Origin of the sequence: Rhizobium sp. WCS2018Hpa-16 (assembly GCF_031843705.1) — a bacterium.
Taxonomy (GTDB): Bacteria; Pseudomonadota; Alphaproteobacteria; order Rhizobiales; family Rhizobiaceae; genus Agrobacterium; species Agrobacterium tumefaciens_C.
On sequence record NZ_JAVTIX010000003.1, the window covers coordinates 359,649 to 384,069 of the forward strand.

Below are 24,421 nucleotides of genomic sequence, written 5' to 3' on the forward strand. Positions count from 1 at the left end.
TTTCATTGACAGAGGATAGGTCGACCATGATCGGGTCGGCCTATCGCCAATATATGATGTTCTTAGCGGGAAAATGCCAATCGGGCCCGCTTGACAATTTTCTCGAAAAGGACGTCCAGCTTTTTCAGCTCACGCTTCATGCGGCGCTTCGTATTCGAGACCAGTGGCTTGTTCTTCCACGGTGTGTTTTGACGCTGCGCCAGATAGAGGTCACGAGCAGGGTGTTCGCAATGGGCAAGATTGGGTTTGCGCCATGTATAATGAAGGACAGCCGCCTGAAGATAATGCTCTTTAGGAAACTCAGTTGAAACGAGTTCGGTGAAATTCCACTTTCTTTCGATCTCAACCCAAGAGTCGCCAAGTGCGACATTCAGAGCATCCTGATCAGGATAGCCCGTTGAGGTATGGTCGAGAAAGGAAAGGCATTTCTCACCCAAGTTATCGGTTCGCCATTTTTCAAGATCGATCAGCAATGTCCCTGAATTCAGATATCGGGCATTCTCATCGCGCTTGAGACGCAGATTACGACGTTTTATGTTGTCTGGGCGGCCTGCATCCGGTACCGCACCAACGGCAGAGCCATTCATAGGCATTTCGAAAAGCGGCCGCAGGCTTTGCAACACCACCATGTCGCTGTCCAGATAAACCATACGGCCTGTGTCGCTGATCAGGTCAGGAAGAAGGAGTCGGCAGTACATGGCACGTGACCATGATACGGTCCGCCGATAGGAGGAAAGCTTGGCTTTTACTTCGTCTTCAATTTTGATGAAAGCGACTTCTCTGCCCATCGCACAGGCTCGGATGTTTTCCCTGTCTTTTTCGCGCAAGTCGAAGTCGCAGATGATGATTTTCGCGTCAGGAACGTCGCCGTTCATGACAATGGAATTAACCAACACTCCTGCGAGTTCAGAGTAGTTTCTATCTGTCGCGCAGGCAATAATCATCTGTGGCTCTATGGTTAAGATAATTTAAGGATTTTCGTATATTTTCGAACAGGCCTAAGCCTGGTCGAAAATCCCGTGGCAATGCTTGTACTTCTTACCGGAACCGCAAGGGCAGGCCTCATTTCGGCTGATTTTGCCCCAAGTGGACGGGTCATCCGGGTTGCGCTGCTCTGGTGGAACGAACGCTACGGGTGCTGGCTGGTTGTTGCCGAACTCGTCCTCACCGGTGAGTGGGTCTATATGGTGAGGTGTCATTTCCGGCAGCTCTGGCTCTGGCTGGTCACGGACGAGTTCCACACGCATCAACTGTGCCGTCACCGCTTCACGCAGGTTGGCAAGCAGCGCCTGGAATAGTTCGAAAGCTTCTGCCTTGTATTCCTGCAATGGGTCACGCTGGGCGTAACCACGGAAACCGACGACGGAGCGAAGGTGATCGAGGTTGACAATATGCTCGCGCCACAAATGGTCGATCGTCTGCAAGATCACGGAGCGCTCAACATAGGTCATGACTTCGGGGCCGAACCGCTCAGCCTTTTCTGCCATCACCTTGTCTGCTGCTTCGGTAATGCGCTGCAAAATATCGTCTTCGGCAATGCCTTCCTCTTTCGCCCATTCATCGACTGGGAGATCAAGGTTGAGAGACTGCTCGAGGCCAGCTTTCAGGCCAACGATATTCCATTGCTCCGCATAGGCGTTCTCAGGGACATGCTTGGTTACAAGCCCCTCGATGACTTCGTTGCGCATATCCGTCGCGGTCTCGCCGATATTATCGGCTTCCATCAACTCCAGGCGCTGCTCGAAGATCACCTTGCGCTGATCGTTGAGGACGTCATCGTATTTCAGAAGGTTCTTGCGGGTTTCAAAGTTGCGCGCTTCCACCTTCTTCTGGGCGCGCTCGAGCGCCTTGTTGATCCAGGGATGGACAATGGCTTCGCCGTCCTTAAGGCCCAGCTTTTGCAGCATGCTGTCCATACGATCGGAGCCGAAGATCCGCATCAGGTCATCCTGAAGCGACAGGTAGAATTTGGAGCGACCTGGGTCACCCTGGCGACCGGAACGACCGCGCAGCTGGTTGTCGATACGGCGGCTTTCGTGGCGCTCTGTGGCGATGACGAAAAGACCACCGGCGGCAAGCGCCTTGTCTTTGAGGACTTTTATCTCTTCGCGGATGCGTTTTTCGGTCGCATCGCGCTCTTCGCCGGGCTCCATGCCTTCAAGCTCGCGGTCGAGACGCATCTCGACGTTGCCGCCCAGCTGAATATCCGTACCGCGGCCAGCCATGTTGGTAGCGATGGTCACGGCGCCGGGAACGCCAGCCTGCGAAACGATGTAAGCTTCCTGCTCATGGTAACGAGCGTTTAGCACCTGGAAATTTTCAAAGCCCGTCTGGCGCAGCATAGTTGCTAGAAGCTCGGACTTTTCAATCGATGTGGTACCAACAAGAACCGGCTGGTCGCGCTCATGTGCGGCCTTGATCTGCTCGATGATGGCCTTGAACTTTTCTTCACCCGTTCTGTAAACTTCGTCGTCTTCATCGATACGCTGGATTGGCAGGTTCGTCGGAACCTCGATCACATCGAGACTATAGATGTTGTTGAACTCTTCCGCTTCCGTTGATGCTGTACCGGTCATGCCGGCGAGCTTCTTGTACATGCGGAAATAGTTCTGGAAGGTAACAGAAGACAGCGTCTGGTTTTCAGGCTGAATCTGCACCTGTTCCTTGGCTTCAAGAGCCTGGTGCTGACCTTCCGAATAACGACGGCCCGGCATCATGCGGCCGGTAAACTCGTCAATGATGACGATTTCGTCGTTACGGACGATGTAATCCTTGTCGCGCTGGAACAGCTTATGGGCCTTCAACGCATTGTTGATGTGGTGGACGATCGACACGTTTTCGATGTCGTAGAGTGATTCGCCCTTGAGAAGACCTGCTTCACGCAACAGGTTTTCAAGCTTTTCGGTGCCGTCTTCGGAGAAGTTGGCAGAACGCTGCTTCTCGTCGATTTCGTAATCTTCGGGCGAAAGCATCGGAATGAAGGCGTTGATCGTGTTGTAGAGATCAGACCTATCATCCAATGGACCAGAGATGATCAGAGGCGTGCGTGCCTCATCGACAAGAATCGAGTCGACTTCATCGACGATGGCATAATGGTGGCCACGCTGCACCATTTGCTGCTTGTCGTATTTCATGTTGTCGCGCAGATAATCGAAGCCGAGTTCGTTATTCGTCGCGTAAGTGATATCGCAGGCATAGGCTTCGCGGCGCTGGTCATCGTCAAGTCCATGAACGATCACGCCGGTGGTGAGGCCTAGGAAATTGTAAAGCCGCGCCATGGTGGCGGCGTCACGCTGGGCAAGATAGTCGTTGACGGTCACGACGTGGACGCCCTTGCCCTCAAGGGCGTTGAGGTACACGGCAAGGGTCGCAACGAGCGTTTTACCTTCACCTGTTTTCATTTCGGCGATGTCGCCGGAATGAAGAATCATGCCGCCGGTCAGCTGAACATCGAAGGGGCGCATGCCGAGTACACGGCGCGATGCTTCGCGTGCCACGGCGAAAGCCGGAACGAGGATGTCGTCAATGGTTTTGCCATTGGCCAGCTGCTGACGGAATTCAACCGTCTTTGCTGCCAGTGCCTCATCGGAGAGCGCTTTCATCTCCGCCTCGAGTGCACCTATTGCCGTGATGTTGCTACGATAGGAGCGGACACGGCGCTCATTTGCCGAACCGAACAACTTGCGGGCTATTCCGCCGAGACTGACCATCTTAGTGGCCCTTTCTGAAATTCCGTTTACCGAGGCATCGCAATCTGGTTTCGCATTTCCGTGCAAATGACAGACTTGACCCTCAAACGTATCTGGACGCGAGGTTGAGCGACAGATAAGAGGGGGGGCAAATGATGTCAACGGTTCTGCCCGTTACAGAATGGCCACATTCCGGTGTTTGGAAGTTTTTTCAGCCGGAAAACCACGTCTGGAGCCGGCATTGTCTCCGAAAGGTTTAATATGTTGCGCTATAATAGAATTGCAGCGGCTGTCATCGTGGCGACGCTCGGTCTTCAGTTTCCTGCCTTCGCGCAGGAAGATGCCGTTGTTGCCAAGGTTGGCGATCTTGAGATTCGCCAGTCTGAACTGGATCTTGCCATGAGCAATCTTGATCCGCAGCTCGCACAGCTTCCTGATGAGCAGAAAAAGGTTGCGGCCCTTTCCGGCGCGATTGACGTGAAGCTGCTGGTGAAGGACGCCACAGCCGAAGGTCTAGAGAAGACCGACGATTTCAAGAAGCGCCTTGCATTCATCACGGATCGCGAACTCCACAACGCATATTTCCGCAAGCATGTTGTTGACGCTGTGACCAATGAAGAGGTCAAGGCTCGCTACGACAAGGAAGTCGCCGCGCTGCCGCAGGAAGAAGAAATCAAGGCTGCCCACATTCTCGTTGCGACCGAAGAGGAAGCCAAGGATGTGATCAAGCAGTTGGACGCTGGCAAGGATTTCGCAGCGCTGGCCAAGGAAAAGTCCACCGATTCCAACAAGGATGACGGCGGTGATCTCGGCTGGTTCGGCAAGGGCCGTATGGTTCCTGAATTCGAAGAGGCTGCCTTCACGCTTGAAAAGGGCGCCTACACGAAAACTCCGGTCAAGTCGCAGTTCGGCTTTCACGTGATCAAGCTCGAAGACAAGCGCGTTGCACCGCCACCGGCCTATGAGCAGGTTGAAGCGCAGGTTCGTCAGCTTGTCATGCGCGACAAATATGTTGCCCTGATTGAAAAGGCCAAGGCCGAGCAGAAGATCGACATTCCTGACGCGGCGATGCGCAAGGCCTATGACGATGCCAGCAAGCAGCAGGCAGCCGAGCCACCTGCCCAGCAGTAATGTCCTCAATTGACGGGGCGGCTTTAGAGCCGCCCTGTTTCATTTCAACTTTTGCAAATATGCAGGTTCTTGCCCATGTCCGCTGCCGTCTCTCCACTCGCCCCGAAATCCTATCCAGATATGCCCGCTTTGCGCGGTGTGCGAATGGCAACGGCGGCTGCAGGTATCAAGTATAAGGGCCGTACCGACGTTCTGATGATGGTGTTTGACGAGCCAGCGGCTGTCGCGGGTGTTTTCACAAAATCACGTTGCCCGTCGGCTCCAGTCGATTTTTGCCGCGCTAATCTGCCAGCAGGCGTTGCGCGCGCAGTGGTGGTGAATTCCGGAAACGCCAATGCCTTCACAGGCGTAAAGGGCAGAGCGGCGACAGAGTTGACGGCGAAATCTGCAGCTGAAGCTGTTGGTTGCTCGGAAAGCGAAGTGTTTCTGGCGTCGACAGGCGTGATCGGTGAGCCGCTTGACGCCACCAAGTTTGCTGGCGTTCTTGGCCAGATGAATAATGATGCCGCGGGCGATTTCTGGACAGAAGCTGCCAAGGCCATCATGACAACCGATACCTATCCGAAGGTTTCGACTCGCACCGCCGAAATTGACGGTGTCACAGTCACCATCAACGGCATAGCGAAGGGTGCGGGGATGATTGCGCCCGACATGGCGACCATGTTGTCCTTCGTGGTGACGGATGCCGATATTTCGGCTTCTGCTTTGCAGGATCTCTTGTCTGCGGGCGTTGGTCCGACGTTCAATTCGGTCACAGTCGACAGTGACACCTCAACATCCGATACGCTGATGCTGTTTGCCACGGGCGCTGCCCGCGCTGACGGACAGACGCATATCGACAATGCCAATGATCCTAAGCTTTCCGCCTTCCGCGATGCTCTGAATGACCTGCTGAAAGATTTGGCGCTGCAAGTCGTCCGTGATGGCGAAGGTGCGCGCAAGATGGTGGAAATCACTGTGACCGGTGCCGAGAGCGATGTGGCTGCCAAGCGCATCGCGCTTTCCATTGCCAACTCGCCGCTGGTCAAAACAGCCGTTGCTGGCGAAGACGCCAATTGGGGTCGTGTCGTGATGGCTGTCGGCAAATCCGGCGAGCTGGCGGATCGCGATCGCCTCGCAATCTGGTTTGGACATGTGCGCGTGGCCGTTAATGGAGAACGCGACCCTGACTACTCTGAGGCAGAAGCCACCGCCGTGATGAAGAACCAGGATATTCCAGTGAAGGTTGATATCGGTCTTGGGAACGGCACCGCCACCGTTTGGACCTGCGACCTGACTAAGGAATATGTCGAAATCAATGGCGACTATCGGAGCTGATGTTGGAGACGTCCGGTATGCAAAGTGTCGCCACCAACCTACCTCTGGTCCGTCGTCTGGAAGCAGTCAGTTTTCGGGCATGGCCTGCATCGTCAGTTGTCTATGATGGCAGCTGGCAGATAAGGCTGACGGGATCGCATCCGTCCAAACGTATCAACTGCGTGGTGCCGCTCGATCCTTCCGACTACGGCAATTGCGACCTTCGTCTTGAAAAAGCGCGCAAGCGCTTTGAGGATTTCGGACGCCAGCTCATCATCAGGGAAACGGTGCTGATGCCTCCGCAGTTGCGCCAGCACCTGACGGATAATGGCTGGAGCGTATTTGAAAATGTCGACGTGATGACCGCCGACATTGCCAATGCGGAATTGCCGGAAACCGTCTCACACATTCCAAGCCATGATATTGGGCGCTTTGTGGAAGCAAGTCTCAAGGTCAGCGGTGTAGACCCGTCCTTGCGCTCACCGATCGCAGAGATTGTTAGTTCCATCAAGCCGACGCTCGGGCTGTTCACGATGGAAGAGATTGAAGGCGAGCCGCAGGCCACGTTGATCTGCGTTCAGGATAATGATCTGGCTGGAATTCTTTCGCTGGATGTGGCGGCACCATTGCGGCGGCAGGGAACCGGCACACAAATCCTGACCTCCGCACTCCGTTGGGCCCGTATCAGCGGGGCATCGACCGCGTGGCTTCAGGTCGTCTCCACCAATCGCCCTGCCATCGCGCTGTATGAAAAATTCGGTTTTAAAACGGCCTACACCTATCGCTACTGGCGCAAAGAGGCTGAGTGATGGAGGGGGCAGGCCGGAAGATACTGCTCGTTGCCGCTTGCGCGCTGATCGATCAGGATGGACGTATTCTTCTGGCGCAAAGACCAGAGGGTAAATCGCTTGCTGGCCTTTGGGAATTTCCGGGCGGCAAGGTTGAAAACGGCGAGACGCCGGAAGAAACACTGGTTCGCGAACTGGAAGAAGAACTCGCTATCAAGACCAAGATAGCGTGTCTGGCGCCGCTGACATTCGCCAGCCACTCCTATGAGACATTCCATCTCTTGATGCCGCTATATGTTTGCCGCCGCTTTGAAGGCATTCCACGTGGGGCCGAGGGCCAGGCCATAAAATGGGTTAAGCCTCAGGCCTTGCGGGATTATCCCATGCCGCCGGCCGATGAGCCGCTCATCCCCTATCTTCAGGACCTGCTGTAAACAATATAGTGAATAAAGGCTTTCAGGCGCCTGCGATGCCTCAAAACGGGCCGCCATTAACCTTTCGTTTATCACCCTCTGGCACATTAAAAGGCTGAAGAATTGGTAAATGGCGCGTAGCGAGGCCTAATATGAACGAGGATTTTTGGAAAACAGTGGAGGGCCGTCGGTCCTATTCTGAAAAATCGCGCAAAATCGGTGTATTAAACGTCGCTCTGTTGTTTGGTATGGTTGCCATCGCCCTTTCTCTGATCGTAACGCCGATGTTGGCTGGCAAGATGCCGCCCGCGCGTTTCGCTCAGATGCCTGACAATCTCGACATGATCTCCACGGGTTCTATAAACCGTGTCGAACAGCCGAAGAAATCCTACAGCATCCGCCGCAGCGTCACACAGCCCATGCCCGGCTCGGTGTGCATTGTCGACGGTTATGCAAATGGCCGGGATTGCTGATAGGAGCCATTCTGGCTTCCACTGACTGAATATGAAAACGCCGCAGATTTTGGTCTGCGGCGTCTTTGTTTTTACGGTTCTAAAGTCTTTGCGTCTTCCGGGGTAACTTTCTCCTCCGGTCTTTTCGTTCGCATCAGCTTCAGAACGAAGACGAAGAAGGCGGGAACGAAGAAGACTGCAAGGATCGTGGCTGAGATCATTCCCCCCAGAACGCCGGTACCGATGGCATTCTGACTTGCCGCACTTGGGCCGGTCGCAATCGCAAGCGGCACGACACCGAGTGTGAATGCAAGCGAGGTCATTATGATCGGCCGGAAGCGGATGCGCGCCGCCTGTACGGCTGAATCGAGCAGCGTCTTGCCTTCCGCATAATAGTCCTTGGCAAATTCCACGATCAGGATCGCGTTCTTTGCAGAGAGGCCGATGATCGCGATGAGGCCAACCTTGAAGTAGATATCATTGGGCATATCCCGAAGAAGAACAGCCAGCACGGAACCAATGATGCCCAAGGGAACGACCAACATAACGGCAAGCGGGATGGACCAGCTCTCATAGAGGCCTGCCAGCAGCAGGAACACGAAGAGAATGCTGAGGCTGAAGAGGAATGGTGCCTGGGATCCGGATTTGATTTCTTCCAGAGCCTGACCTGTCCATTCATAGCCGATGCCCGCAGGCAGTTCAGATGCAAGACGCTCCATTTCCGTGATGGCGACGCCTGTGGAGTTGCCGGGCGCAGGTTCGCCCGAGATACGGATGGTCGGATAGCCATTGTAGCCGACAATCTGTGGAGAGCCCTTTTGCCATTGCGCGATTGCAAAGGAGCTGAGAGGCACCATGCCACCGCTGGCATTGCGGACGTTCAGTTTCAGCAGATCCTCGACCTGAAGACGGTCGCGGTCCTGCGCCTGCACGACAACGCGCTGCATGCGTCCGGCGTTCGGAAAGTCGTTGATATAGGACGATCCGAGATTGGCCGTGATCGTGTTGTTGATATCGGCAAAGGTGATGCCGAAGGTGTTGGCTTTTTCGCGGTCTATTACCAGCATAATCTGGGCCGCGTCAGGCAGGCCTTCGATGCGCATGCCCGCAAGAATAGGGCTCTTGCTGGCCTTCTGCATAAGCTCCCCTGCCGCAGCTGACAGGGCTGCCTGGCCGATGCCGTTGCGATCCTGCAGGCGGAAAGAGAATCCACCTGTTGTTCCGAAGCCTTCGATAGGCGGTGGCGACAACGCGAATGTCTGCGCATCTTTCAGGCCGAACAACTGCATGTTGGCGCGGTCGGCGATTTCCTGAGCCGAGCTGCCGGCACCTCGTTCACTCCAGTCCTTCAGGGTAATGAAGGCCAGTGCTGCATTGGCGCCGTTGCCGGAGAAGCTGAAGCCCTGAATGGCGATGATATCCTTCACCGCTGGATCAGCCTGGAAGATCTTCTCGATCTGCTGGATCGATGCGTTGGTGCGGTTTACGCTGGCCTCAGGCGGTCCTTGAATATCAACGATCAGGAAGCCCTGGTCTTCGGCGGGCACGAAGCCGCTTGGAAGGTTGATGAAGAGGTAACCCAGCCCGGCAACCAGTGCCAGATAGATAACCATCATGCGGCCCGCGCGGCGCGCGCCACCTGTTGCCACCTTCGTATAGCCATTCGTCAGGCCATCGAACTTGCGGTTGAACCACCCACCAAGACCACCTTTTGCATGGTGACCCTTCTTGATGGGTTTCAGGAACGTTGCGCAAAGTGCTGGGGTGAGCGACAGCGCCAGGAAAGCTGAAAACAGAATGGAAACAACCATCGTCAAGCTGAACTGACGGTAGATGATGCCGGTGGAGCCGGGGAAGAAGGCCATGGGAATGAACACGCAGGCGAGCACCAGCGTGATGCCAAGAATGGCGCCGGTGATCTGGCTCATGGCTTTCTGGGTGGCTTCCTTTGGTGGAAGCCCTTCCTCCGCCATGATGCGCTCAACGTTTTCAACCACAACGATGGCATCATCGACCAGAATACCGATCGCCAGCACCATGGCAAACATCGTTAGAACATTGATGGAGAACCCCGTCACATACATCACCGCACAGGTGCCGAGCAGTGCGACCGGCACGATCAACGTCGGAATGACGGTGTATCTGAAGTTCTGCAGGAAGACGAACATGACAACGAAAACGAGGATGATCGCTTCGATGAGTGTGTGCAGGACCTTCTCAATCGATGCTGAGACGAAGGGGCTTGTGTCGTAAGGGATGGAATAGGCAACGCCTTCGGGGAAGAACCGGGACAGTTCTTCCAGCTTTGCCGCCACAGCCGTGGACGTTGCAACAGCATTGCCCGTTGAGGAAAGCTGAATACCGACAGCAGCGCTCGCCTGCCCATTCAGACGGCTGGATTGGTTGTAGGCTTCCGCGCCCAGTTCAAGACGGGCAACGTCCTTCAACCGAACTGTGCTGCCATCCGGATTTGCACGCAGAACGATGTTGCCGAATTGCTCGGTGTCGGTCAGCTGACCCTTGACGAGAACGGTGGCTGTCAGATCCTGACTGATCGGGTTTGGAGCCGCGCCGATCTGGCCAGCGGCAACCTGCGCATTCTGTGCTGTGATGGCAGCGTTAATGTCTGCCGTCGTGAGTTTGAGGCCAACGAGCTTGTCGGCATCGATCCACACGCGCATGGCGCGCTGCGCCGAAAACAGCTGGGCACGACCGACACCATCGATCCGTCGGAGTTCTCCCAGCACATTGCGGTTCATGTAGTCGCCAAGCGCGACTTCATCCATGGTGCCGTCTGTCGAGGTTAGCGAGATGAACAGCAGGAAGCCTGAAGACGCTTCTTCCACCGTAACACCCTGTGCAGTCACGGCGGAGGGCAGTCGGGACTCGACGCGCCTGATCGCGTTCTGCACATCAACCGATGCCTGGTTGATGTTGGTGCCGGCTTCGAAGGTTGCGTTGATCGAGACCTGGCCTGATGTATCCGAGGTGGACTCGAAATACATCAATCCATCCACGCCATTCAACTCATCCTCGATGAGCCTCGTGACGCCCTGATAGATGTCCTGAGGCGAGGCGCCTGGATAGTTCGTCGAGATCGTCAGCTGTGGTGGCGCAACCTTTGGATATTGCGCAATGGGGAGGAAGGGGAGCGCAATGACGCCCGCGATGGAGATGAACAGCGCAAAGACCCAGGCAAGGATCGGCCGTCTGATAAAGAGCTGTGCCATGAGTGGACCTTACTGCTTCGGTGCTTGCGCGGGTGCGTCAGCTGGTTTTTCAGCCTGCCAGGGCTCTGGCTTGATCTTGCCGCCGGGTTGAACCTTCTGTGCGCCGTCCACGACAATTTTGTCGCCAGCGTTCAGACCTTTTTCAACCACCCATTCCGTTTCCAGTGCCTGCCCGAGTTCGACGGGCCTTGCCTCTGCGGTATCATCGGCCTTGACCACATAGACGAGAGGCTTGCCATCGGCAGCGCGAACGATGGACCGTTGCGGCACGACGACAGCATTTTCCCGAACCGCCTGCTCGATTCTGACCCGAACATACATTCCGGGCAAAAGGTCACGGCGGGCATTGGGAAACTCCGCGCGCTGCGTCACCTGGCCTGTGGTGGAATCCACGCTGGCGCTGGAAAACAGAAGTCGGCCAGGATCGGCATAGACAGAGCCATCATCAAAGACCAGCCGTACGCTGGCCTGATCCGGCGCGGTGCCCGCCAGCTTGCCAGCCTCGACAGCGCGTCTCAGCGCCATCATGTCCTGTGCGGACTGGGTGAAATCGGCGTAGCTTGGGTCGATCTGCTGGATCAAGGCTAGGTTCTGCGTCCCGTCTGCCGTCACCAGCGCGCCTTCGGTCACCAGAGCCGCTCCGATAATGCCGGAGATGGGTGCACGAACCTCGGTATATTCGAGGTTGATACGGGCTTCATCGAGAGCCGCCTGTTGAAGTGCGACATCGGCATCGGCCTGAGCCAGATTAACCGCTGCCGTATCGAAATCGATGCCGGTCGAAACGTTGCGTTCGCGCAGGCTCTTTTGACGCTCAAGTTGCTGGCGCGCATTGCTTTTTGTCGCCACTGCGCGTTGCAAGGAGGCTTCAGCGCTGGCTACCCGGACTTTGAAGAGCCGTGGGTCAATGCGGTAGAGCACGTCATCCTTTTGAACCATCGCTCCCTGTTCAAATACGCGTTCCAGCAAGATCCCGGAAACCCTTGCGCGCACTTCTGCAACCCGTGTCGCAGCAACGCGACCGGGAAGCTCGTTGATGACGGGAACGGATTTTGCAGTCAGTTCGAGAACGCCCACGGCAGGTGGCGGCATTTGCATCCCCTCCTGAGCGAAGAGAGTGGTCGGCGCCATTGCCAGGACAGCGGCGGTCATCATGTGTAGAAATCGCGGCAGAGTTATTCTGCTTTGCATGGTCGTGTCCTCATTGCATCACCTAAGGTGATTGTTATTTTTCTTCGGGAAAATTGGTGTATATCGCGCGGATGCCATCAAGTATCGCCAGTCTTTCCTCCGGCTCCCATTGATGAAAATTGAAATATTCCGTGCAGTAGAAGCCTGAAAGCGCCAGATAGGCGATCAGAGCCGCTTTCGGTTTCTTGCTGGTTTCCATGGCGGCGAGATCTTTTCTGGTCCACTCGCTCATCCTGTCATGAATATTCTTGTCGCTTGACATGGCAGCACTGATGGCAATGCAGACAGCCTTGTCGATATCCTCAGGCACTTTTTCGGCCACCGAGATGCGAGCGAAGAGTTCCGGGTGCGGGAGATGGCTGCTCTCATCCACGGCGGCGCGCACGTGCTCCTCCTCAGAGGCCAGGCGTCGTTCGATCAGGGCTTCGAGCAGGGCTGACTTGGATTTGTGATCGTAAACGACCCGCGATTTGCTGACACCGGCTTCCTGTGCGACGGCATCGATCGACAGGCCGCTAGCGCCTTCGCGCAAGACAACCCTCTCGGCGGCGTCCAAAATATCATTCTCGCTAATCTTACGGGTTCTTGCCATATCAATACGTCCTAAATTGAGGTTCAAATACGAACGTTCGTTTTTTTAATCAAGTAAAACACAATCACAAAAAATTGTGTATGTAAATCAGGTTGTTAATTGGGGTTCGCGGAATGCTCGATATTCCAGTTCGCTCTAACCTGTTCAGCGGAGCCGCGGACAACGCCCGATATTTCGTGGATTTGTTTGCTGAGCGGCGTCGAGTTTCGCCAGATCATGCCGATAGTGCGTGAAGGAGCGGGGGCTTCAAAACGGGAAATGGAAACGTGCGCGGAGCGTGTTTCCATGGAAACCGCCATTTCCGGTATTAGCGTGATGCCAATTCCGGCGCTCACCATCTGAACGAGTGTCGAAAGTGAGCTACCTTCCATGACCTCTCTTGGCTGCGATGAGCCGACATGGCAAAAGGAAAGGGCCTGATCGCGGAAGCAGTGTCCCTCTTCTAGAAGCAGCAGCCGCATCTTGGGCAGTGCCGTCCTCTCCGGCACCGGCTTGCCTTCATCTTCATGCCGACGGACGAGTACGAACTCCTCATCGAAAAGTTTCAGTTCTGTCAGTGAGGGTTCTGAAACGGGCAGGGCGACAATGGCAAGATCGAGGTCTCCCTGCTTCAATTCATCCAGTAACTTCGTCGTTTGCGTTTCTCGGATCTGGATTTCGATGCCCTGAAAGGCCCTGTTCAAATCGTTGATGATGGTCGGCAGTAGATAGGGGGCAACGGTGGGGATAACTCCAATGCGAAGGCGGGACAGAAAAGAGTTTTTTGAGGCGCGCGCGAGTTCTGCCAGCTCGTCCACGGCACGAAGGATTTCGCGCACCCGCACGGCAAAGGTTTCCCCAAACGCTGTGAGCTTTATCTCTTTCGCGGACCGCTCAAAAAGATCGTGACCGACATCCTCCTCCATCTCCTTGATCTGCATGGAAAGGGCAGGTTGAGAGATGGCGCAGGCATCTGCTGCGACACGAAAACGCTTGTGTCGCGCCAAAGCCTCAAAATAGCGCATCTGTTTGAGGGTCAAATTCTTCATAATCATAGCTTATCGTATCAATCAGAAAATCCAACTTTTATTTATGGAACTAAGTCGTTAAAAGGCCTTGAGGCGAGGTTACGGTCTTCAGGTCGCGTGATGCGACCAGGTCAACTGAAATCCTGCAATTTTGACAGCAAGAGCCTTTTTTAACGCCCACGCAAAAGTGACATGGAGATAATTATGGACCAGACACCCGAGACAGCCGGTAAATGTCCCGTCGCCCACGGCCAGACGCCGACTCAGGCGCCAAAGGCCGTTCGTGGAAACCGGGATTGGTGGCCAAACCAGCTCAATATCCAGATATTGCACAATGGCTCGGCGCTTGCTGACCCAATGGGCAAGGATTTTGACTACGCTGAAGAATTCAAGAAGCTGGACCTTGATGCGCTGAAAAGCGATCTCCATGCTTTGATGACGGATTCGCAGGATTGGTGGCCAGCCGACTTTGGTCACTACGGTGGTCTTTTCATCCGCATGGCCTGGCACAGCGCAGGCACGTACCGCATTACCGATGGTCGCGGTGGTGCCGGAGCAGGTCAGCAGCGTTTCGCTCCCCTCAACAGCTGGCCTGATAATGCCAACCTCGACAAGGCGCGTCGCCTGTTGTGGCCTATCAAGCAGAAATACGGCAACAGCATTTCCTGGGCAGATCTGATGATCCTGACCGGTAATGTCGCGCTGGAATCCATGGGCTTCAAGACATTCGGCTTTGCCGGTGGTCGTGCTGACGTGTGGGAGCCAGAAGAACTGTTCTGGGGTCCCGAAGGCACATGGCTTGGCGATGAGCGTTACAGCGGCGAACGCGAACTGGCGGAGCCGCTCGGTGCCGTGCAGATGGGCCTTATTTACGTCAACCCGGAAGGTCCAAACGGCAACCCTGATCCATTGGCATCTGCGCGTGATATCCGCTCGACATTTGCCCGCATGGCCATGGATGACGAAGAGACCGTCGCGCTGATCGCAGGTGGTCACACCTTCGGTAAAACCCACGGTGCAGGCGATCCATCCCTGATCGGTGCAGAGCCGGAAGGCGGCGAGCTTGAAGCTCAAGGACTTGGCTGGAAAAGCACCCATGGAACTGGCTTCGGCAAAGACACCATCACCGGTGGTCCCGAAGTGACATGGACACAGACGCCGACGCAGTGGAGCAACTTCTTCTTTGAGAACCTCTTTGCATTCGAATGGGAACTGACGACAAGCCCTGCCGGCGCAAAGCAGTGGGTTGCCAAGAATGCAGAGCCATCCATCCCCGACGCCTTCGACCCCTCCACGAAGCACCTGCCAACCATGCTGACGTCTGATCTGGCGCTGCGTGTTGACCCGGCCTACGAGAAGATTTCGCGTCGTTTCCTTGAAAATCCCGACCAGTTCGCAGATGCTTTTGCGCGCGCTTGGTTCAAGCTGACCCATCGCGATATGGGACCAAAGGCCCGTTATCTTGGACCTGAAGTGCCTGCCGAAGACCTGCTCTGGCAGGACGTCGTTCCTGCGGTTGACCATGCCTTGGTCGATGACGCGGATATTGCCAATCTGAAGGCCAAGGTTCTGGCGACAGGTCTTTCTGTTCAGGAACTGGTTTCTACAGCCTGGGCTTCCGCTTCGTCATTCCGTGGTTCCGACAAGCGTGGCGGCGCAAATGGCGCTCGCATCCGTCTTGAGCCACAGAAAAACTGGGAAGCCAACCAGCCGCAGCAGCTCGCAAAGGTTCTTAGCGTTCTTGAGGGCGTTCAACGCGACTTCAACTTTGCTCAGACCGGTGGAAAGAAGATTTCACTGGCCGACCTGATCGTGCTGGCAGGCGCGGCTGGCGTCGAGAAGGCGGCAAAGGCTGGTGGAAACGACATCACCGTTCCGTTCACGCCTGGCCGCACCGACGCTTCGCAGGAGCAGACGGATGCTGCATCCTTCGCCGCGCTTGAGCCACGCGCAGATGGTTTCCGCAACTATGTGAACAAGACACGCCATCAGTTCATGAAGCAGGAGGAAGCGCTGGTCGATCGTGCGCAGCTTCTGACGCTTAGTGGTCCGCAGATGACTGTTCTTGTGGGTGGATTGCGTGTACTCAACGTCGGTCAGCCAGAGCATGGCGTGTTCACATCTCAGCCTGAAGCGCTGACAAACGATTTCTTCGTCAACCTGCTGGACATGGACCTCGAATGGTCGCCAGTGGCTGGCAAGGAAGGCGTTTACGAAGCGCGCAGCCGCAAGACACGCGAAGTGAAATGGACGGGAACCCGCGTCGATCTCATCTTCGGCTCGCACTCGCAGCTGAGAGCTTTTGCAGAGGTTTATGCGTCAGCAGATGCCAAGCAGAAATTCCTGAAGGACTTTGTTTCCGCTTGGAACAGGGTCATGGACGCGGATCGTTTCGACCTAATCTAAATGCTGCGCTTTTCACCACTGTACTGTGGCTGAACAGTTCCATGCGTAAGATTTAACTCTGGATAGCACCGGGCGCGGCATATGCCACGTCCGGTGTTTCTGTATTTTACTTTCCTAAACCATTTCGAATGGATTTTACGATTTTGCTAACGAGATACTGAAACATTCGGTAACCGTTATTATGGTTTAACCCGGCCGGATAATGAGTCGTTGCAATATTTGGCGTATGGCACAGCCGATATTTCTATTGGCAATTTTTGATGCAGCTATCTTTTAAAACACTGATATAAGATGTTGGTAGAATCTGAGGTCGCTCAAACAAATCCATCGAAGGACAAGACGATGCGTTTCATGCGGTTGGTTCTTAGCGCTATTTTGACGATCTCTTGGTTATCCTCGGCACGGGCGGAGACTTTTCAACAGCCTGTCGGCAAGCCGATTCTCACGATTTCGGGTAACATCTCCAAAACAAATGCGGATGGTGTCGCTCGATTTGACAGGGATATGCTTGAAGGCCTGGGTCTCGTGACTGTGAAAACGCATTCGCCATGGTATGACGGAATCACCACGTTTGAAGGCGTTTCGCTGAGCAAACTGATGAAATTTGTCGGCGCCAAGGGCACAACAGTCACGGCTGTGGCGCTCAATGACTATGTCAGCACCATACCGATGGCAGATTTTGATAAGTTCAATGTTATACTGGCTATGAAGAGAGATGGGAATTATATGGAGGTTCGTGAAAAAGGCCCCTTGTTCGTAATATACCCCTACGATACTGTTCCAGAACTTCAAACTCAAACATATTATACCCGCTCCGCCTGGCAGGTTGCAAAGCTTATCATTAATTAAAGGTGCCGATTGCGAAAGGTCTTGGCGGTTATCATATGCTGCTTCGTTTTGGCTACAGGCTACATTGCCTACGTCATTGCGCAGCGACAGACCGCACTTCAAAAGTTTGCCAGATATAACGATTCCTGGGCGGTCAGTCAGACCGTGTCTGAGTATCTGCGTCTTCAGAACAATCTGTATGGATTTCTGGCCAACCCTCAACGCGTGACCCGCGATGATCTGCGGCTGCGCATGGATCTCATGCTGGGCAGGCTTGAGCTCCTCAAACAGGGAAATCTGGGAGCCTTTATCGGTGACAGGCCGGAGTCGCATGAGTTGGTCAAGCGGCTGACCACGGTTCTTTCCGATCTCGATAGCCGGATTGACACCCTTGAGCCGTCAGATGTCGAGCCCATTCTCGAGACTATGAGCGTGCTTGATGGTCCATTGACCACGCTCGCCTCGTCGTCCGTCGCCTATGACGTGGAGGTGGTAGACAACGCGCATTCCGAAGTGCGTGAACTCCACACAATATTCACTGCCCTTGCTGCAGGTCTCATCCTGTGTGGCGTGGCCCTCATCCTGTTGTTGAACCGCCACAACAATCTATTGCACCGCGCCCACAAGGAAACACGCGGTTTGACGGATGAGCTCCGGTCCGCGACCCTTGAGCTTCAGGCCAATAATGCTCGTCTGGAGCACGATGCTTATCATGACGCTCTGACAGAGTTGCCCAATCGCTCACTGTTCCGCAAGGAGTTGAACGAGCGGCTGACATCGGTCGACGCCGGAACATCTATCATTCTGCTGCTCGATCTCGACGGCTTCAAGGATATCAACGATACGCTCGGCCACGATGTCGGGGATGCACTTTTGCAGGCGGTTGCAACGCGTCTGTCTTCCATGCGTGAAGATGCAGATATCGTGTGCCGCTTGGGCGGCGATGAGTTTGCTTTCATCACTAGTGCGCGGGATGAAGAGGACGCGCTCTCTTTTGCGGAAAAGGTTATTTTGCAGATCAGCAAACCCTATAATCTCGGCGAGTTGGAGATCAAGATCGGGACCTGCGTGGGTATTGCCGTTTCCAGCGATGTGACGACAGCCGATGAATTGTTCAAGCGTGCCGACCTGGCTCTTTACGAATCCAAACGCCTTGGGCCTGGCCGCATCAGTGTATTCCAGCCCCATATGCAGCAGCAATTGGCCGAGAAAAGATCGTTCGAGGCCGATCTCCAGACCGCGCTGCAGAACAATGAGATGGAAGTCTACTACCAGCCGCAGATGTTCACCAAAACCCGTGAAATCTGCGGATTTGAGGCGCTGTTGCGTTGGACACACCCAGTGCGCGGCAAGGTTCCGCCGTCGGAATTCATTCCAGTAGCAGAACGAACCGGGTTGATCCATTCGCTTGGCAAATGGGCTATGGATGTCGCGTGCCAGGAGGCCAAGACATGGAAAGGCAATCTAAAAATTGCCATCAACCTGTCACCCATCCAGTTTCATAGCACCAGCCTCGTTCAGAACGTGGTCGATGCGCTCGATAAGAGCGGCCTCGATGCGAGCAGGCTGGAACTTGAGATCACGGAGTCGGTTCTACTCAACAAGAGCGATGACACGATCGAAACGCTCGAGAAGCTGAAGAATGTGGGTATCAAGATAGCGATGGACGATTTCGGAACCGGCTACTCTTCGCTTGGAAACCTCCGCGGCGTGCCGTTCGACAAGATCAAGATCGATCAGGCATTCCTTCGCGATGTCGCAACGGATACAGATGCGCTGGCGATTGTGGAATTCGTGGTGGGCATGGCCAAGAGCTTGCGCATGACGACGATTGCCGAAGGTATTGAAACGGAAGAACAGTTCGAATGCATGACGCGGCTTGGTTGCGACCAGATGCAGGGCTATCTGATTGGTCGTCCGGCGCCCGCCGAAAAACTCAGCGCATTTCGACGTTGATGGATCATTCGGTGTTTCTTGTTGTTAGTACAGGCTGTGGCCTGCTGAGGATTGTGTGAATGGAACGGCTGAACGTGCATGGGATCAAACTTGATCTCGCCAAAGGTGAAGTTTCCCCTATTATCTGGAACGCGTTGGAGGATGGCAGTTACGAAGCCAAGGAAGCGCGCAGCATCCTCAAGGCCATCAAGCCGGGAGACCGGGTTTTGGAACTGGGTTCGGGCATCGGCATCATCACATCCATCATTGCAGGGATAAAAGATGTGTCGGTCTGGGCTTTTGAGGCGAACCCCGGAACCGCTGCATTGGCAGAACGCGTGATCAAAGCCAATTGCCCTGCTGATAACGTGGTGTTTTCCCAAGGGTTGCTGACGGCGCATGCGCCCCACGTCCATGCGTTTTACGTTCGCAAAGATCTCTGGATGTCATCCATGGATGAGAACCAGGGCCCCTATGAGAAGCGCATCGAAATCCCATCTGAGAACATTGATGCTTTCATTGATCGCCATGGTATCAATGCGCTGGTGATGGACATCGAAGGTGCGGAGCATGACCTGCTGCAGAACGCCCGGCTGGATGGCGTGGAACGTATATTCGTGGAACTTCACGATCACCTCTATCATCTGGCGGGTATTCGCGACATTACTCAGGCGCTAGCCTTGAAAGGCTACTCCTACGATCCTCGCGGCTCGCGCGGACCATGCGTACTTTTCTCGAAAGACGACAGCCCGAGAGAATATGATCCAGATGTGGACTGAGGCTTTTACCTCAGGTCCTCACGCCCTCATACTCAAGTGATGCGCCAATCAGCTCGCGGGCGTAGGGGTGCGTCGCACCGTTCTGTGCGATAGCGGAACGGGGCAGGATTTCGGTCACCTCACCGCGCAGCATGACTGCAAATCGGTCGCACATATGGTCGACAACGGCCAGATCGTGCGTGACCATGATATAGGTAAATCCCCGCTCTTTTCGCAGGCGCTGGAGGAGATTGAGAATTTCGGCCTGCACCGAGACATCCAGTGCTGATGTCGGCTCATCCAGCAACAGCAGTGATGGTTCCAGAATGAGCGCTCGCGCGATGGCTACGCGCTGGCGCTGTCCGCCAGAGAGCTGGTGCGGAAAGCGATCCAGAAACGAGATCGGAAGGCCAACATCGGTAATAACCTGACGCATCCGATCCTCCTTGTTGCCAAGCTTGTGGATGGTCAAAGGCTCGTTAAGTACGGTCCTGACAGATTGGCGTGGGTGCAGCGATCCATACGGGTCCTGAAACACCATTTGCAATGTATGGCAACGGTCGATCAGCGCCATGTCGCGCACGGATCTTCCATCGATCAACACGTCGCCCTTCCAGAAATCGGTCAGCATCGAAACGCATCGCAGGACGGTGGATTTCCCAGAACCTGACTCGCCAACGAGGCCGAAACATTCCCCCGGCTCGACGGAAAACGACACGGATGGCAGCACTTTCACAGCCGATGGGCCTTCGCCAAAGCTGATGGAAAGGTCGCGAATTTCAACAGAAACTGACATCAGGCATGGTCCTCCAGCCATTCGGGGCGCCGGTCCAGCACAGCAAGCGGTGCGCGGCTGCCGCCGATGCGCGGCTGCGCTGCGATAAGGCCGCGTGTATAGGGATGCTGAGCGGCCTCAAGATTGCCCGCAGCGAGCGTCTCGACAACCCGTCCCGCATACATAATGAGGACGCGGTCACAGAAATTACGCACCAGATTAAGGTCGTGGCTGATCATGATCAGGCCAATACCGCGGTCTCGAACAAGTCCATCGAGAATGTTGAGAACTTGCAATCGCACCGTAACATCAAGCGCCGACGTCGGCTCATCTGCTATTACCAGATCGGGATCTGCCAGAAGCATCATCGCAATCATCACGCGCTGCCCCATGCCGCCGGAAATTTCGTGCGGATATTGCGCATAGACCCGTTCGGCATCGCGGATCTTCACCGCTTCCAGCATGGTCAGTGCCCGCATCTTGGCGTCGGATTTGGAACATTTGAAGTGGCGCAGAAAGGTTTCAGCCACCTGATCACCAACCCGACGAATGGGGTTAAGTGAGAATTTCGGGTCTTGCAGGATCATCGACATGCGTTTGCCGCGAACCTTCAGCATCTCCTTTTCAGACAGGCTGAGAAGATCAAGTTCGTTGAAGCGCAATGTGTCGGCGGTGATTGTAGCTCCAGGCAGGAGGCGTAACAGGGCGCGCCCCACTGTTGATTTGCCGGAGCCGCTTTCGCCAACAATGCCAAGCCGTTCTCGGCCAAGGGTGAAGGATACGCCCCGCACCGCTTCCGCCTCAGACCCGCCATAGCGAATGCGGAGATTTTTGACGTCGAGAATGGTCTGTTCCATGAACTATCTCCGGTTCATCTGCTTGGGATCGAGCGCGTCCCGCAAGCCATCGCCCAGAAGATTGAATGCCAGGCTGACGGTGAGGATGGAGATCCCCGGAAATGTCACCAGCCACCAATTGTCCAGCATGTAGCGCCGTCCTGTGGCAATCATCGCACCCCATTCCGGCAGTGGTGGTTGTGCCCCTAGACCCAGAAAACCAAGGCCCGCAGCGGTGAGGATGACGGTCGCCATGTTTAGCGTGAGGCGAATGAGGACGGATGGCAGGCACATGGGCATGATCGACTTCACGATGATGCGCACCGGTGAAGCACCCTGAAGCCTGGCGGCTGCGATATAGTCAGCATTGCGAAACGTCATGGCTTCGGCCCGTGCGAGACGCGCAATGGGCGGCCAGGAGGTGAGCGCAATGGCAATGATCGCATTGTTGAGACTCGGGCCGAGCGCTGCAACAAATGCCAGCGACAGGATGAGGCTTGGAAAGGAGAGGAATATATCGGTAATCCGCATCATGACGGTATCGAACTTGCCGCCAAGATAGCCCGAAGCCGTGCCGATGATGAGACCGATTGGACCAACGACGATGGAAACCAAAAAGATGATGGTGAGCGTGATGCGCGCCCCGAACACAAGACGGCTGAAGATATCGCGGCCTAGTTCGTCGGTCCCGAATAGGTGCCCGTCCCCCGGTGCCTTCAGCACATTTGTCAGGTCCTGAACATAGGGATCATGTGTGGCAAGCAGCGGCGCGAAAATTGCCGCCAGAATAAGAATGGCAAGAACGATCAGCCCGAAGGTGGAGGTGGGACTGCGAAGAAGGAAGAGCACGATATTCTTCATCGCGTTGACGGAGGCTGGCAGTCTGATTTTCTCGGCATGCGCGGTCATCAGCGTGTCCTTGGATCGAAGAAGCGGTAAAGAATATCAGACAGAAGATTGAGCCCGATAAAGATGACGCCCACGATGAGAACGCAGGTCATCACGGCATTCATGTCGCCAGTGATCAGATTGCTGGTCAGATACTGACCAAAGCCCGGCCATGCGAACACGGTTTCGATGAGCACAGCGCCCTCAAGCAACGAGCCATAAGCAAGCGCCACGATGGTGACGAGCTGGACGCGGATATTGGCGAAGGCATGCCGCCAGATCGTCTGCCGGCTGGACAGTCCCTTGACGCGGGCCGTCGTCACATATTCTTGTCCCAACTGGTCGAGCATAAAGCTGCGCGTCATTCGCGTGATATAGGCGGATGAAGAGTATCCCAATAGTGAAGCGGGCAGGATGAGGTGGTTGACGGCTGACCAGAAGACATCCATGTCGCCAGCCATAAGGCTATCGATCAGCAGAAAACCGGTTCGCTCATCGACGAGCCCGATGTAAAACTGGTCCATGCGTCCGCTGCCGCCGACAAGATCGAGTTTGGCATAGAACACGATCAGCGCGATCATGCCGGTCCAGAAGATGGGCATGGAGTGGCCGAAAAGGCTGACCACACGCACGAGATGGTCTGGCCAGCGGTCTTTGTTCACAGCCGCAAAAACACCCATCGGAACGCCAAGCCCAGCGCCAATCATGATGGCAAATGTTGCAAGCTCTATGGTGGCGGGCATGACATGCAGAATATCCTGAATGACAGGCTGACCCGTTCTGATGGAAGTGCCGAAATTACCGGTGAAGACATCACCAAGATAATAGAAGAATTGTTGCCAGACGGGCTTGTCCAGACCGAGCGACCGGAAAACCTGTTCATAGGTTTCGCGGGTCGCATCCTCGCCGACGATGGCGCGCACCGGGTCGGCTGGCATCATTCGCCCTATAAAGAAGGTGAGCAAAAGCAAGCCGAGCAGCGTTATCGCAATGGTGCCGATTTGCCCGGCAACGCCGGAAAGGCGCGGGCTTCGAATGATCATCTATCCTCCCTCTGCCAGTTCGCTTGAGGTGTGGACCTCATGTCTGACAAGTTTCACAAAACCTGTCACATGTCATCTTATCTGTCAAGCAAGCCATTGCGGTGATGAAGCACATCTTTGGAAGGTGATGGAGACGGGGCGTGCGCTACAAGACGACGCGCATCTATCACGCCAGCGTCTCTCAATGGCGGTGCTTCCGCTAAAGTTGTTTCCGGCAAAGCTCGTTAAGCTTTGTCTTCAGCATGCGCCGTTTTTGAGCGCAAAAGCGCTTTGTATCGCTCTAGGCTTCCGCGCAAATGGATGCGCATCTGCTCACGTGCGCCGTCCGCATCGCCTTCGATGATCGCGTCCACGATACGGGCGTGTTCTTCCTGCAAATGCAGATTATAATCCTTCGGACGCGATCCCGGTTCTGCGCCTTGCAATTCCCCTCGGGGGATAATGCCTGATCTGATGAGGCGCAGAAATTCGGGAAAACGCTGATTTTGCGTGGCTTCTGCGATCTTAAAATGAAGGTCGAAATCCGCGTCACGGGTTGATTTACCCTCAGCAAGGCAGGCAGCAATCGTGTTGTGAGCATCAAGAATGGCTTCGATCTGGGTTGCTGAGCGGCGCGATGCTGCAAGCCCGGCAGACTCGACTTCAAACACTGTGCGCAGTTCCAGAAGCTCTATGACAGAGGAGATTCTCTCGGTCGTCAGGTCCTTGAAGGGCTCGTCCTTGGATTGTTGCACCTGAAGCGCGAAGACGCCTGCACCTTTGCGAGCCTCCACAAGGCCATCAGCGCGCAGGATCGCTATGGCCTCGCGCACGACTGTTCTGCTCACGGAATATTCACGGGTCAGTTCGCTTTCGCTGGGCAGCCTGTCGCCAGGGCGAAAAACGCCGCCAACCAGATCGCGCCGCAGTGCGGTGCTGATCTTGGCCGCGAGTGATGTTCCGCGCTCAATCGTGGTTGCAGCGTCCATATTTGCCTCACCTGCCTATAACCTGTCTGGCATGTTAGCGACTCATCGCCGCAATGCAAGTTCTCTTGTCTACCTCAATTTCTACTCGCACGGTATGAGGGTTTACAGCGAGTGGAGCGCGCGCATACCCTAATATACGGCGATGACCCTAGCGCCTCGGCGCCGTTGGGTTGGGCGCTCTCTCAAGGAGGCCTG

The 24,421-nt window shown here is 55.2% G+C and carries 20 protein-coding genes; 9 read left to right on the forward strand and 11 right to left on the reverse strand.

All coding sequences use genetic code 11. The annotated features are described in order from the left end of the window. Nucleotides 1-62: 62 nt before the first annotated feature. Both RQI55_RS12865 and secA read right to left on the reverse strand, forming a co-directional pair. Nucleotides 63-944 (reverse strand): glycosyltransferase family 8 protein, encoded by an 882-nt coding sequence (locus RQI55_RS12865; RefSeq protein ID WP_243257349.1) that lies wholly within the window; start codon nucleotides 942-944, stop codon nucleotides 63-65. Between the two features lie 54 nt (nucleotides 945-998). Next, the gene (gene secA, locus RQI55_RS12870; protein WP_311272741.1) at nucleotides 999-3,710 is read right to left on the reverse strand and encodes a preprotein translocase subunit SecA; all 2,712 of its coding nucleotides are present in this window, start codon (nucleotides 3,708-3,710) and stop codon (nucleotides 999-1,001) included. Nucleotides 3,711-3,950: 240 nt separating this feature from the next. On the opposite strand from secA, the gene RQI55_RS12875 reads away from it, so the two are divergent. The 5 genes from RQI55_RS12875 to RQI55_RS12895 all read left to right on the forward strand — a co-directional run bounded on the left by RQI55_RS12875 (nucleotide 3,951) and on the right by RQI55_RS12895 (nucleotide 7,790). Beyond that, entirely contained in the window at nucleotides 3,951-4,820 is an 870-nt protein-coding gene (locus tag RQI55_RS12875; RefSeq protein WP_243257346.1) for a peptidylprolyl isomerase, read from the forward strand. A gap of 75 nt (nucleotides 4,821-4,895) precedes the next feature. Then, nucleotides 4,896-6,137 (forward strand): bifunctional glutamate N-acetyltransferase/amino-acid acetyltransferase ArgJ, encoded by a 1,242-nt coding sequence (gene argJ / locus RQI55_RS12880; RefSeq protein WP_311272742.1) that lies wholly within the window; start codon nucleotides 4,896-4,898, stop codon nucleotides 6,135-6,137. Between the two features lie 17 nt (nucleotides 6,138-6,154). Continuing rightward, the gene (locus RQI55_RS12885; protein ID WP_042616714.1) at nucleotides 6,155-6,925 is read left to right on the forward strand and encodes an N-acetyltransferase; all 771 of its coding nucleotides are present in this window, start codon (nucleotides 6,155-6,157) and stop codon (nucleotides 6,923-6,925) included. Continuing rightward, nucleotides 6,925-7,338: an 8-oxo-dGTP diphosphatase MutT gene (mutT, locus tag RQI55_RS12890; protein ID WP_042616527.1), complete on the forward strand. Its 414-nt coding sequence runs from the start codon at nucleotides 6,925-6,927 to the stop codon at nucleotides 7,336-7,338. The genes RQI55_RS12885 and mutT overlap by 1 nt, the downstream gene beginning before the upstream one ends. A 131-nt stretch (nucleotides 7,339-7,469) precedes the next feature. Continuing rightward, nucleotides 7,470-7,790 (forward strand): hypothetical protein, encoded by a 321-nt coding sequence (locus RQI55_RS12895; protein WP_042616526.1) that lies wholly within the window; start codon nucleotides 7,470-7,472, stop codon nucleotides 7,788-7,790. 71 nt (nucleotides 7,791-7,861) lie between these two features. Here the strand turns inward: RQI55_RS12895 and RQI55_RS12900 are convergent, their stop codons facing one another. From RQI55_RS12900 to RQI55_RS12915, 4 genes are all read right to left on the reverse strand, one after another. After that, nucleotides 7,862-10,999 (reverse strand): efflux RND transporter permease subunit, encoded by a 3,138-nt coding sequence (locus RQI55_RS12900; protein WP_311272743.1) that lies wholly within the window; start codon nucleotides 10,997-10,999, stop codon nucleotides 7,862-7,864. A gap of 9 nt (nucleotides 11,000-11,008) precedes the next feature. Further along, on the reverse strand, nucleotides 11,009-12,154 hold the full coding sequence (locus RQI55_RS12905) for an efflux RND transporter periplasmic adaptor subunit (RefSeq protein WP_311272904.1): 1,146 nt from the start codon (nucleotides 12,152-12,154) through the stop codon (nucleotides 11,009-11,011). A 70-nt stretch (nucleotides 12,155-12,224) separates the two neighbouring features. Then, on the reverse strand, nucleotides 12,225-12,782 hold the full coding sequence (locus RQI55_RS12910) for a TetR/AcrR family transcriptional regulator (RefSeq protein WP_042616523.1): 558 nt from the start codon (nucleotides 12,780-12,782) through the stop codon (nucleotides 12,225-12,227). 95 nt (nucleotides 12,783-12,877) lie between these two features. Continuing rightward, nucleotides 12,878-13,810, reverse strand: a complete 933-nt coding sequence (locus RQI55_RS12915; protein WP_243257340.1) for a hydrogen peroxide-inducible genes activator — start codon at nucleotides 13,808-13,810, stop codon at nucleotides 12,878-12,880. A gap of 183 nt (nucleotides 13,811-13,993) precedes the next feature. On the opposite strand from RQI55_RS12915, the gene katG reads away from it, so the two are divergent. From katG to RQI55_RS12935, 4 genes are all read left to right on the forward strand, one after another. Then, nucleotides 13,994-16,195 (forward strand): catalase/peroxidase HPI, encoded by a 2,202-nt coding sequence (gene katG, locus RQI55_RS12920; RefSeq protein WP_311272744.1) that lies wholly within the window; start codon nucleotides 13,994-13,996, stop codon nucleotides 16,193-16,195. A 342-nt stretch (nucleotides 16,196-16,537) separates the two neighbouring features. Continuing rightward, nucleotides 16,538-17,044, forward strand: coding sequence for an oxidoreductase (locus RQI55_RS12925; protein WP_311272905.1), 507 nt, complete (start codon nucleotides 16,538-16,540; stop codon nucleotides 17,042-17,044). Nucleotides 17,045-17,053: 9 nt separating this feature from the next. After that, nucleotides 17,054-18,979: a bifunctional diguanylate cyclase/phosphodiesterase gene (locus tag RQI55_RS12930; RefSeq protein ID WP_192064698.1), complete on the forward strand. Its 1,926-nt coding sequence runs from the start codon at nucleotides 17,054-17,056 to the stop codon at nucleotides 18,977-18,979. Nucleotides 18,980-19,038: 59 nt separating this feature from the next. Next, on the forward strand, nucleotides 19,039-19,737 hold the full coding sequence (locus RQI55_RS12935) for an FkbM family methyltransferase (protein WP_311272745.1): 699 nt from the start codon (nucleotides 19,039-19,041) through the stop codon (nucleotides 19,735-19,737). Nucleotides 19,738-19,747: 10 nt separating this feature from the next. Here RQI55_RS12935 and RQI55_RS12940 read toward each other — a convergent pair whose 3' ends face one another. The 5 genes from RQI55_RS12940 to RQI55_RS12960 form a co-directional block, all read right to left on the reverse strand. Continuing rightward, nucleotides 19,748-20,512, reverse strand: a complete 765-nt coding sequence (locus RQI55_RS12940; RefSeq protein ID WP_311272746.1) for an ABC transporter ATP-binding protein — start codon at nucleotides 20,510-20,512, stop codon at nucleotides 19,748-19,750. Beyond that, on the reverse strand, nucleotides 20,512-21,348 hold the full coding sequence (locus RQI55_RS12945; protein ID WP_311272747.1) for an ABC transporter ATP-binding protein: 837 nt from the start codon (nucleotides 21,346-21,348) through the stop codon (nucleotides 20,512-20,514). Before RQI55_RS12945 ends, RQI55_RS12940 begins: the two co-directional genes overlap by 1 nt. 3 nt (nucleotides 21,349-21,351) lie before the next feature. Next, nucleotides 21,352-22,236, reverse strand: a complete 885-nt coding sequence (locus tag RQI55_RS12950; RefSeq protein ID WP_311272748.1) for an ABC transporter permease — start codon at nucleotides 22,234-22,236, stop codon at nucleotides 21,352-21,354. Beyond that, the gene (locus tag RQI55_RS12955) at nucleotides 22,236-23,258 is read right to left on the reverse strand and encodes an ABC transporter permease (protein WP_311272749.1); all 1,023 of its coding nucleotides are present in this window, start codon (nucleotides 23,256-23,258) and stop codon (nucleotides 22,236-22,238) included. Before RQI55_RS12955 ends, RQI55_RS12950 begins: the two co-directional genes overlap by 1 nt. 224 nt (nucleotides 23,259-23,482) lie before the next feature. Continuing rightward, nucleotides 23,483-24,226: a FadR/GntR family transcriptional regulator gene (locus RQI55_RS12960; protein WP_042616515.1), complete on the reverse strand. Its 744-nt coding sequence runs from the start codon at nucleotides 24,224-24,226 to the stop codon at nucleotides 23,483-23,485. Nucleotides 24,227-24,421: the final 195 nt, after the last annotated feature.

What these genes read in the sequence shown, in the direction of transcription:
- RQI55_RS12865 (WP_243257349.1), bottom strand. Translation starts at nt 944, where the DNA reads ATGATTATTGCCTGCGCGACAGATAGAAACTACTCTGAACTCGCAGGA.
- secA (WP_311272741.1), bottom strand. Translation starts at nt 3,710, where the DNA reads ATGGTCAGTCTCGGCGGAATAGCCCGCAAGTTGTTCGGTTCGGCAAAT.
- RQI55_RS12875 (WP_243257346.1), top strand. Translation starts at nt 3,951, where the DNA reads ATGTTGCGCTATAATAGAATTGCAGCGGCTGTCATCGTGGCGACGCTC.
- argJ (WP_311272742.1), top strand. Translation starts at nt 4,896, where the DNA reads ATGTCCGCTGCCGTCTCTCCACTCGCCCCGAAATCCTATCCAGATATG.
- RQI55_RS12885 (WP_042616714.1), top strand. Translation starts at nt 6,155, where the DNA reads ATGCAAAGTGTCGCCACCAACCTACCTCTGGTCCGTCGTCTGGAAGCA.
- mutT (WP_042616527.1), top strand. Translation starts at nt 6,925, where the DNA reads ATGGAGGGGGCAGGCCGGAAGATACTGCTCGTTGCCGCTTGCGCGCTG.
- RQI55_RS12895 (WP_042616526.1), top strand. Translation starts at nt 7,470, where the DNA reads ATGAACGAGGATTTTTGGAAAACAGTGGAGGGCCGTCGGTCCTATTCT.
- RQI55_RS12900 (WP_311272743.1), bottom strand. Translation starts at nt 10,999, where the DNA reads ATGGCACAGCTCTTTATCAGACGGCCGATCCTTGCCTGGGTCTTTGCG.
- RQI55_RS12905 (WP_311272904.1), bottom strand. Translation starts at nt 12,154, where the DNA reads ATGATGACCGCCGCTGTCCTGGCAATGGCGCCGACCACTCTCTTCGCT.
- RQI55_RS12910 (WP_042616523.1), bottom strand. Translation starts at nt 12,782, where the DNA reads ATGGCAAGAACCCGTAAGATTAGCGAGAATGATATTTTGGACGCCGCC.
- RQI55_RS12915 (WP_243257340.1), bottom strand. Translation starts at nt 13,810, where the DNA reads ATGAAGAATTTGACCCTCAAACAGATGCGCTATTTTGAGGCTTTGGCG.
- katG (WP_311272744.1), top strand. Translation starts at nt 13,994, where the DNA reads ATGGACCAGACACCCGAGACAGCCGGTAAATGTCCCGTCGCCCACGGC.
- RQI55_RS12925 (WP_311272905.1), top strand. Translation starts at nt 16,538, where the DNA reads ATGCGTTTCATGCGGTTGGTTCTTAGCGCTATTTTGACGATCTCTTGG.
- RQI55_RS12935 (WP_311272745.1), top strand. Translation starts at nt 19,039, where the DNA reads ATGGAACGGCTGAACGTGCATGGGATCAAACTTGATCTCGCCAAAGGT.
- RQI55_RS12940 (WP_311272746.1), bottom strand. Translation starts at nt 20,512, where the DNA reads ATGTCAGTTTCTGTTGAAATTCGCGACCTTTCCATCAGCTTTGGCGAA.
- RQI55_RS12945 (WP_311272747.1), bottom strand. Translation starts at nt 21,348, where the DNA reads ATGGAACAGACCATTCTCGACGTCAAAAATCTCCGCATTCGCTATGGC.
- RQI55_RS12950 (WP_311272748.1), bottom strand. Translation starts at nt 22,236, where the DNA reads ATGACCGCGCATGCCGAGAAAATCAGACTGCCAGCCTCCGTCAACGCG.
- RQI55_RS12955 (WP_311272749.1), bottom strand. Translation starts at nt 23,258, where the DNA reads ATGATCATTCGAAGCCCGCGCCTTTCCGGCGTTGCCGGGCAAATCGGC.
- RQI55_RS12960 (WP_042616515.1), bottom strand. Translation starts at nt 24,226, where the DNA reads ATGGACGCTGCAACCACGATTGAGCGCGGAACATCACTCGCGGCCAAG.